The organism is Microcoleus sp. Pol17C6 (genome assembly GCF_036701145.1).
Taxonomy (GTDB): domain Bacteria; phylum Cyanobacteriota; class Cyanobacteriia; order Cyanobacteriales; family Microcoleaceae; genus Microcoleus.
The window spans coordinates 66,263-74,670 of sequence record NZ_JAUBQH010000034.1 but is presented as its reverse complement, the minus strand read 5'-3'; the positions used below and the strand labels follow the sequence as shown (position 1 = coordinate 74,670).

General features: G+C 46.0%; 8 protein-coding genes. 3 read left to right on the top strand and 5 right to left on the bottom strand.

The genetic code is table 11. From position 1 onward, the window contains the following. The first annotated feature begins 183 nt into the window (after nt 1-183). Nucleotides 184-795 carry a TPM domain-containing protein gene (locus QUA25_RS17945; RefSeq protein ID WP_333040124.1) on the top strand — a complete coding sequence of 204 codons (612 nt, stop codon included), beginning with the start codon at nt 184-186 and terminating at the stop codon, nt 793-795. A gap of 136 nt (nt 796-931) precedes the next feature. Here QUA25_RS17945 and QUA25_RS17940 read toward each other — a convergent pair whose 3' ends face one another. Together QUA25_RS17940 and wecB are read right to left on the bottom strand one after the other, a co-directional pair. Beyond that, complete coding sequence (locus QUA25_RS17940) at nt 932-1,474, bottom strand: hypothetical protein (protein ID WP_333040122.1); 543 nt, start codon at nt 1,472-1,474, stop codon at nt 932-934. A 91-nt stretch (nt 1,475-1,565) separates the two neighbouring features. After that, nucleotides 1,566-2,678 carry a non-hydrolyzing UDP-N-acetylglucosamine 2-epimerase gene (wecB, locus tag QUA25_RS17935; protein ID WP_333040121.1) on the bottom strand — a complete coding sequence of 371 codons (1,113 nt, stop codon included), beginning with the start codon at nt 2,676-2,678 and terminating at the stop codon, nt 1,566-1,568. A 208-nt stretch (nt 2,679-2,886) separates the two neighbouring features. Between wecB and QUA25_RS17930 the strand changes: the two genes are divergently transcribed. Continuing rightward, nucleotides 2,887-3,456, top strand: a complete 570-nt coding sequence (locus QUA25_RS17930; RefSeq protein WP_333040120.1) for a pseudouridine synthase — start codon at nt 2,887-2,889, stop codon at nt 3,454-3,456. Nucleotides 3,457-3,524: 68 nt separating this feature from the next. Here QUA25_RS17930 and QUA25_RS17925 read toward each other — a convergent pair whose 3' ends face one another. Further along, a complete protein-coding gene (locus QUA25_RS17925; protein ID WP_333040118.1) occupies nt 3,525-4,370 on the bottom strand; it encodes a hypothetical protein in 846 nt (281 codons plus the stop codon). Nucleotides 4,371-4,566: 196 nt separating this feature from the next. Between QUA25_RS17925 and ctpB the strand changes: the two genes are divergently transcribed. Next, a complete protein-coding gene (ctpB, locus tag QUA25_RS17920; protein ID WP_333040116.1) occupies nt 4,567-5,886 on the top strand; it encodes a carboxyl-terminal processing protease CtpB in 1,320 nt (439 codons plus the stop codon). A gap of 88 nt (nt 5,887-5,974) precedes the next feature. On the opposite strand, the gene QUA25_RS17915 is transcribed toward ctpB, so the two are convergent. Continuing rightward, nucleotides 5,975-7,279, bottom strand: a complete 1,305-nt coding sequence (locus QUA25_RS17915) for an Nramp family divalent metal transporter (RefSeq protein ID WP_333040113.1) — start codon at nt 7,277-7,279, stop codon at nt 5,975-5,977. A gap of 180 nt (nt 7,280-7,459) precedes the next feature. Beyond that, nucleotides 7,460-8,380 (bottom strand): vitamin K epoxide reductase family protein, encoded by a 921-nt coding sequence (locus QUA25_RS17910; RefSeq protein WP_333040112.1) that lies wholly within the window; start codon nt 8,378-8,380, stop codon nt 7,460-7,462. Nucleotides 8,381-8,408: the final 28 nt, after the last annotated feature.

Sequence of the window (8,408 nt, the reverse complement as noted above, 5' to 3'; positions counted from 1 at the left end):
GTTTTTGAGCAACAGCTTGCCTAAGATTCAAAGGTAGCTACTTTTAGCTGCGCTCATTTTTTAGTCTAAACTACAGTTCTGAATAATATGAATTGACATGAAAGTGATCTGGTTATTGAATTGTAATTAGGCGGACAGATATATGTCAATTTCAGACTAGCAGTTATTCAGGAGACTGAAGCGATGCAGTTACAATTTAGCAATAAACAAATAATCTGGACCAGTTTGCTATGCTTTTCGGCAATTGCATTTCCCTTAACGAGCCAAGCTTTAACAGTACAAGAAGTACCGAATCCCCGTCAAGTAAATAGCACTTGGGTAACGGACAAAGCAAACATTCTCAGCGACACCACCGAAACTCAGCTAAATCAAATAATTTCGGATTTAGAGGAGAAAAATAGCTCAGAAATCGCTGTTGTGACAGTGCCTAATACTAAGCCATCGGCGACACCCAAAGAATTTGCTACAGAATTATTTAACTTTTGGGGGATTGGCAAAAAAGGTAAAAATAACGGAGTTTTATTGTTGATTTCGTCGGGTGAACGCCGCGTTCAAATTGAAACAGGTTCTGGCATTCAAAGCATTTTACCCGATGCACAGGTAGTGGGAATTATTAAAACCGAAATTACGCCCAGATTTAAACAGCAAGACTTTGACGGGGGCACATTAGCCGGGACAAAGGCGTTAGTAAATGTTTTACAAACTCCGATGGTAAATGCTCAATCTCAAACCACGCTGCCTTTGGTTGGCTCCAATCGTACCATCTCAAGGGGTGAAACCGTCACCAATACCTAGTCAACCGCCAGTTATTAGCAATAGTACATCCACAGGTGAAGATTCATCGAATCTAATCTATGGCTTACTTGGGTTGTTATTCATAGCATTCATAGCATTTATACCTTGCTTCATTATCTTCAGAATATTTCGCAGCTTATTTTCTCGGATATCTCGTTACCGCCACCGCCGTTATCCGCGCAATTACAGCAGTAACAATCGCAACCACGGCAGTAACAGTCCAAATTACAGCATTAACAGCCACAACTATTACGGTGGTGGTGGCGACTACAGCAGTAACAGCATTGATTACAGTAGCACTAGCGACTACAGCAGTAACAGTAGTAGCGATGATTGCGGTGGCTCCTACAGCACTAATAGCAGCGGCTACAGTATTAGCAACAGCGACTGCGGGGGTAGCTTTGGCGGTGGCGACTCCAGCGGTGGCGGTGCCGATGGCGATTACAGCATTAGCAGTAGCTACTGCGGGGGTAGCTTTGGCGGTGGCGACTCCAACGGTGGGGGTGGGGGTAGCGATTACACCAGCAGCAGTAGCGATTATTGCGGTGGCGGCGACTACAGCAGCAGTAGCAGTAGCGACTACAGCAGTAGCAGTAGCGACTACAGCAGTAGCATTAGTAGCAGCGATTCTAGTAGTGGGGGTGGCGGTGGGGATTGGTAATTCGGGAAGGAAGGCCAAAACTGAGTTTTTTTAACAGGAATTAGTCCCCCTCTGCGGGGACTTTGTTTGTTTAATTGCGCTTTCAACCGCCCAACTCGCTATGGAGTAGTTAACTAAAATACTCTTCAACAATTTTCAAAATCCGCGAGGCTGCCAAACCGTCACCAAAGGGATTAATTGCCATTGCCATTGCGTTGTATGCTTCGGAATTGCTGAGCAATTCTGCCGCTGCTGTGAAAATTGTATCAGAATTCGTACCCACAAGTTTAGCTGTGCCTGCTGAAATTGCTTCTGGTCTTTCTGTGGTTTCTCGCAATACTAAAACTGGCTTGCCCAAACTAGGTGCTTCCTCTTGCAAGCCGCCGGAATCTGTGAGGATTAAATGACATCTCTGAATCGCTCCTACTAATTCTGCGTAATCTAAAGGTTCTGTTAAGAATACTCTTGGGTGGTCGCCCAAAAGAGCTTGCAAAGGTTCTCTAACAGTAGGATTTCGGTGCAGGGGTAGCAGTAAAGCTGTGTCGGGAAATTTATCTAAGATTTGGAGAAAGGCGTGAGCAATTCCTTGTAAGGGTTCGCCCCAATTTTCGCGGCGGTGAACTGTTGCTAAGATAGTGCGATATTTGCTCCAATCTAAGTTAGGAATTTTGCATTCGGGTTCGCGTTTGGCGACAGAAAGCAAAGCATCGATTACTGTGTTGCCTGTACGGTGAATTTCTCCCAAAACCCCCGATCGCCCTAAATTCTCTTGGGCCAGCTCTGTCGGGGCAAAATGCAGCCGTGTGAGCTGAGATATCAACCGTCTGTTAGCCTCTTCGGGGTAAGGATTCAATACGTCATCTGTTCGCAATCCGGCTTCTACGTGACCTACGGGTATTTTCTGGTAAAATGCAGCCAAAGTAGCGGCAAATGCAGTCGTTGTATCGCCCTGAACTAAGACGATTTCGGGCTGCAATTCTTTAAACAAGGCTTCCAAACCCTGCAAACTCCGGGATGTAATATCTGTCAAGGTTTGCTGGTGCTGCATAATTGCTAGATCCCGATCGGCTTTTAGATCGAACATTCGCATTACTTGCTCGACCATTTCTCGGTGCTGGCCGGTTAAAATTACTTGGGTGTCAAAGGTGGGCGAACTTTTGAAGAGTTGAATTACTGGCGCTAGTTTAATCGCTTCTGGGCGAGTTCCTAAGACGATACAAACGCGGTGAGTAGCTTCGGGCATGGTAAAATTGGGTAGTTGAGATTTGCGAGGGTGTTAAAGGCTCAATATTTTATAGCAGGTTTGAATCGTTGGTTAATAAGATTTATTTTTTTATGAACCGCAGAGGGCGCAGAGGGCGCAGAGGAGTGAAGAGAGATAGAAGGTGTTTTTTTGGGAGTTATATCGTTTCTGCTTGCACTTTTGGTACATTTTTATTTTTTAATTTGTCATGCCCTATCGTTACATTCTATTTTATAAACCCTACGACGTTTTAACTCAATTTACTGACAACTCCAGCGAGACTAAACGCAGCACTCTCAAAGACTATATTCCTATTCCTAACATTTATGCAGTAGGAAGGCTCGATCGTGATAGTGAAGGTTTGTTGCTGCTAACCGATGACGGACAAATGCAGCACCGCCTCAGTGACCCGAAATTCGCTCATCCCCGCACTTACTGGGTGCAAGTTGAACGAATTCCCGATGCAAGTGCCATCGCAGCTTTGCAGACAGGTGTCACAATTCAAGATTATCGGACTCGATCGGCAAAAGTGCAATTATTGTTAGAAGAACCACCTTTGCCACCCCGCGAACCGCCGATTAGATTTCGCAAAAACGTGCCCACAGCTTGGCTGGAAATGACTCTCACAGAAGGCCGCAACCGCCAAGTGCGTCGGATGACCGCAGCAGTAGGGTTTCCGACGCTGCGGCTAGTCAGGTGTGCGATCGGGCCTTTGCGTCTGGAAGGTCTCAAACCCGGTGAATGGCGCGAACTAACTCAAGCCGATTTTAGATTTTAGATTTTAGATTGGGGAATTACAGTCAACCGTCAACCGTCAACCGTTAACCGTCAACAATCAATAATCACCTACTTTCGAGGTGGCAAAATAAAACTTTCGTTTCCATCCTTATCTTTTTGCACCTGAGCTCCCAACTTGACAAGAGCTTGTTTGGCCCTTTGACGCACCACCTTATCAGTTGTTTGAGCATAAACCGTACTCCAAGCAGTAAACCGCACCGGCACGCTATCGGGATCTCGGCGCAAAAACTCAGCAGTTGCTCGAAACATCGGCGCCAATTTCGGCCCTTTCGGGGTTCCTTCCACCCAATCAGCGGCCATTTCGTGAGAGCGAATTGAGTCGGGAATATCCCCCAACAACAGCAACTCATCAAGACCTTTAGTTCGCCACACTATCCAGGATTGGGAATGAAGTTGCGGCGAAACGGCAAGGGCCCTAGTACCACGCTCTATAAAGTTAACAGCAGTTTCAGGCTTTCCCTGATAAAAAGAAATGGCTGTGGAAAGAAACAGGTAGATGTCAGCCCACCGCGGGTCGCGCTGCGTAACTATGTCAAAATAATCTTGGCTCAGATTGTAGCCCGTTACATCTCGCGCTTCGTCGTCGCCAAAATACTGCAAAAATTTGAGAAATGTCCAATCTGCAATTAAATTGTCAAATCCAAAACTAGGGATAGTTTTGAGCATTTTCAGCCGCAGGGCTTCTTGCTGCGCTTCTTGCTGTGCGGCTTGCTTGAAACTGGCATCAGACATTGCAGAGAGCGGCTTTTGCCCCTCAACACCAACAGAGGGCATTCCGCCCAACTCCCCGCTAGACTGCATGGCAACGACCCCCGCCAGCGCTGCTAGACCGATAGCTCCATTAACGAGCAGGCTCAACCACTTACGCGAAAATTGTTCGATTTTAGCTTCCACGGCACTTTATAAATCCAAGTTTTAAATTAAGTTTATTGAAAGAGAGTAATAATTGGTTGGCGATCGACAATAAATCTCGTTAAACTGTCCAAAGGGATGGTGGAGCCTCCACACAATAGTTTAAGTAGTAGTGTGAGATTTTTTAGCAATATAAAATCTCAAATCAAAAATCTAAAATCGAATTGAGCCAAATTCAATGAATCAAGCCCGCAGACGCTTTTCTAAATTACAGGCAGCCCTGTTCAGTGGGGCGATGGCAACAACCGCTTCGATATCTTTACTCGTTCCCGGCCTGAGCCAATCAGTCCGCGCCGAGCTTCAAGATAGCCCCAAAGCTGTCTTAGACGAAGCTTGGCAAATTGTCAACCGAGAGTATGTTGATGGCAGCTTTAACAAGACTGACTGGCAATTGACCCGCCAAGAACTGTTGAGCAAAAACTATACCTCTCGCGAAGCTGCTTACACCGCTCTCCGCAAAGCCCTAGAGAAATTAAACGATCAGTACACGCGCTTCATGGACCCGAAGCAGTACGAAGCGCTGACGAATCAAACCTCTGGGGAACTGACAGGGGTGGGGATGAGGCTCGAAGAAGACGAGAAAACGAAAGTGATTACCGTAGTCGAGCCGATGGAAAATTCCCCGGCCCTGAAGGCAGGGATTCTAGCGGGCGATAGGATTTTGGTGATAGACGGCAAAACTACCAAAGGCATGACTGTATCGGATGCGGCTCAGATAATTCGGGGCGACGAAGGCACAAAAGTCACGCTGCGGATTGCTCGTGAGGGCAAAAGCGAGTTTGACATCACTCTGACTAGGGCGAGAATTGAGGTAGCTGCGGTTCGCTACAGCCTCAAAAATGAAGGCGGCCAGAATGTCGGTTACATCCGTTTGCAAGAGTTTAGCTCCCACGCGGGCGAACAAATGCAGGTGGCGATTAAAAAGCTCTCGGATCAGAAAGCTGACGCTTTTGTTTTGGATTTGCGGGGCAATCCGGGCGGGTTGCTGCGAGTGAGCATTGATATCGCTCGGATGTGGATGGATACAGGGGCGATCGTCCGCACAGTCGATCGCGCGGGCGATTCTCAGGAAATGAAGGCAAATCGCACTGCGCTCACTGACAAGCCTTTGGTGGTGCTCGTGGACGACAACTCGGCCAGCGCCAGCGAGATTTTGGCCGGTGCTCTGAAGGACAACAAGCGCGCAACTGTGATGGGCGGCCAAACTTTTGGCAAAGCTTTGGTGCAGTCGGTGCATTCTTTGGCTGACGGTTCGGGATTGGCGGTGACGATCGCTCACTACTATACTCCCAACGGTACGGATATCAGCCAAAAGGGGGTTACTCCCGATGTTAAAGTCGAAGTCACCGACGAACAAAAGCTGAAATTAGCTAACAAACCGATGTTGGTTGCGACTAAGGATGATCCTTGCTACGCGCAGGCGATCGCACTTTTGAAAAATACCGCTTCCTCGGCGCGTCCGGTTGTTGCTAACGAGCTTGTTCCTGTCAAAAAATAGTTCAAATTGGCAGTCATTAACAATTAGCTTTAAGGTAAAACCCGCGCCGGCGGGTTTTGTTTTTGTAATTTTATTTAGCTTCAGATTGCTATAAAATGGTTTGTAATAACAGCCAACTATTTAATCCTACTATAATACTAGCCACTAACCAAGCTAAGGCTTTCAGCCAAAATGGATTCACAAACTCTCCCATTAAGTTGCGATTTGAGGTAAACATTACCAAGGGAATTACTGCAAAGGGTAATTGCAAGCTGAGAATCACTTGACTGAAAACCAGTAAATTAGTTGTACTACCTTCCCCAAACAAGATAATTACGATCAAAGCCGGCACAATTGCAATCAGTCGAGTCAGCAAGCGCCGCAACCAAGGTCGCAGTCGAAAATTTAGAAACCCTTCCATCACAATCTGTCCTGCTAGAGTTGCAGTCAAAGTTGAATTCTGCCCCGAAGCCAATAAAGCAAAGGCAAAAATTGCACTGGCAGAACCCACGCCCAGCACTGGAGAAAGCAGTTTGTAAGCATCTTGAATTTCTGCTACTTCTTGATAGCCGGAAAAATGAAAGCTGGCAGCAGACAAAATCAGAATAGCTGAATTAATAAACAAAGCTATTGACAGCGCTACGGTAGAATCAATTGTGCCAAATTTAATGGCTTCCCATTTTTTATCAGCAGTTTCTTGCCAAGCGCGAGTTTGCACGATCGATGAATGCAGGTAGAGATTGTGCGGCATCACAGTTGCCCCCAAAATACCAACCGCAATATAAAGCATTGCCTGATTTTGCAAAATCTCTAGGCTGGGAACATAACCGAGTAAAACTCCTCCGGCATCTGGTTTTGCAAAAATTATTTCTGCGATAAAGCAACCGCCAATAATTGCAATAAGGGTAATTACCAAAGCTTCGATATAACGAAAGCCTTTCCCTTGTAGAAATAATACCATTATCACATCTAGCGCAGTGATACACACTCCCCAAACTAAGGGAATGCCAAATAGCAATTGCAGTCCGATTGCACTACCAACAAGTTCAGCTAAATCGCAAGCAGAAATAGCAATTTCACAAACTATCCACAGCAAAAAACTGACTCGCGGACTGAAATAATCTCGACAAGCTTGTGCCAAATCTCGTCCCGTTGCTACTCCCAACCGCACGCATAGTGATTGCAGCAAAATTGCCATCAAATTAGATAGCAAAATCACACTTAATAGCGCATAGCCAAACTTTGCTCCCCCCGCCAAGTCAGTCGCCCAGTTTCCCGGGTCCATGTAACCCACTGAAACCAAATATCCAGGCCCTGCGTAAGCCAGCATTTTACGCCAGAAACCTTTGCTGTTGGGAATGGGAATGCTGCGGTGCACCTCTGGAAGGCTGGGTTTGTTCTCCGAATCAGTCATTTGTTTTACGGTTCAATACTTTTCATATTGTTTTCATAATCTCACGAAAGTAGCGGAATGTCATCAGTCGGATCGAAATCCGGCAGAGTCACCGTATATATTAAGTTGTGTATATTTTGAGCTTGCACCGAGGTGCGCGCGATCGACTATGATAAGGTCGATCGCCAGAAATCACTCTTGTCAACGTTCCTGATTTGAGAGCTCTTTAAATTCGCGAGTTCCCTGATAGCCAGATAAATCAGCTAACTCCTGCAAAGATTTTTGCCCTGGGTAAAACTTACCATTAATTTCCCAAGTAGGAGTACCCTGAATCTTTGCAGCTTCGCAAAGATCGCGGCGAGCATTTTTCCCTTGCGGATTGCACTCGATATAATTGATAATGCGAGCCGCTTCTTTGCCAAAACTTTCCTTCTGCATCTGACAGTGATCGCAGGTAAAAGAGCCGTACATTTTAGCTCCCACTCTTTTTAAATGTCGGGCTAAAGCAATTTCTGAAGTACCAGAAGATGTTGTGGTATTCATACTTGTTTCCTTAGCTGTACCGAGATTATTGACATCGGCATAAAGAGCCAGAGAAGAAATCAGCACTAACATAGACACCAGAATACCTATAAAAAATAGTTGCCCGATATCATCCCATTCGCGACCGATTAATGCTAAGACAAACAAGCTAGTTGCAAACAAAGCAGACGCAATACAGTAAATACAAGCTGCTTTGATATCAACAGCCAGTACATACATCAGATAGCCGCTGAAAATCGTCATAGCTGTGCTACCAGCAAACAGAAATAGTCCCGTCCAAGACTCTAACTTAGAGCGGAGACTCTTCTGTTCTGCGGGATTAACAAGTAGGGGAGCTACGGCAAAAACTATCATGCTCAAATAGCCCAAAAAACCGAACAAAGAAAGAGGCAAACCAAAGACATAGGCATAGGGACTCGAAAGCACGATATCGCAGCCTTCGATCGGACAAACTGCAGTTCCGTTGGATAACTTGACCACTGTTAGATAAGCAGTGATCGCAGCCCCTATCGAGGCAATTCCTGCCGTGATGGGACGAGAATAGCGGTGAATCCAGGGCTGAGAACGTTGACGACGCATAGTATTTTTGACCTCAAAATGTATGTTT

Excerpts from the sequence above, each read along its gene's own strand:
- ctpB (WP_333040116.1), top strand. The coding sequence starts at position 4,567 with ATGAATCAAGCCCGCAGACGCTTTTCTAAATTACAGGCAGCCCTGTTC.
- QUA25_RS17930 (WP_333040120.1), top strand. The coding sequence starts at position 2,887 with ATGCCCTATCGTTACATTCTATTTTATAAACCCTACGACGTTTTAACT.
- wecB (WP_333040121.1), bottom strand. The coding sequence starts at position 2,678 with ATGCCCGAAGCTACTCACCGCGTTTGTATCGTCTTAGGAACTCGCCCA.
- QUA25_RS17945 (WP_333040124.1), top strand. The coding sequence starts at position 184 with ATGCAGTTACAATTTAGCAATAAACAAATAATCTGGACCAGTTTGCTA.
- QUA25_RS17915 (WP_333040113.1), bottom strand. The coding sequence starts at position 7,279 with ATGACTGATTCGGAGAACAAACCCAGCCTTCCAGAGGTGCACCGCAGC.
- QUA25_RS17910 (WP_333040112.1), bottom strand. The coding sequence starts at position 8,380 with ATGCGTCGTCAACGTTCTCAGCCCTGGATTCACCGCTATTCTCGTCCC.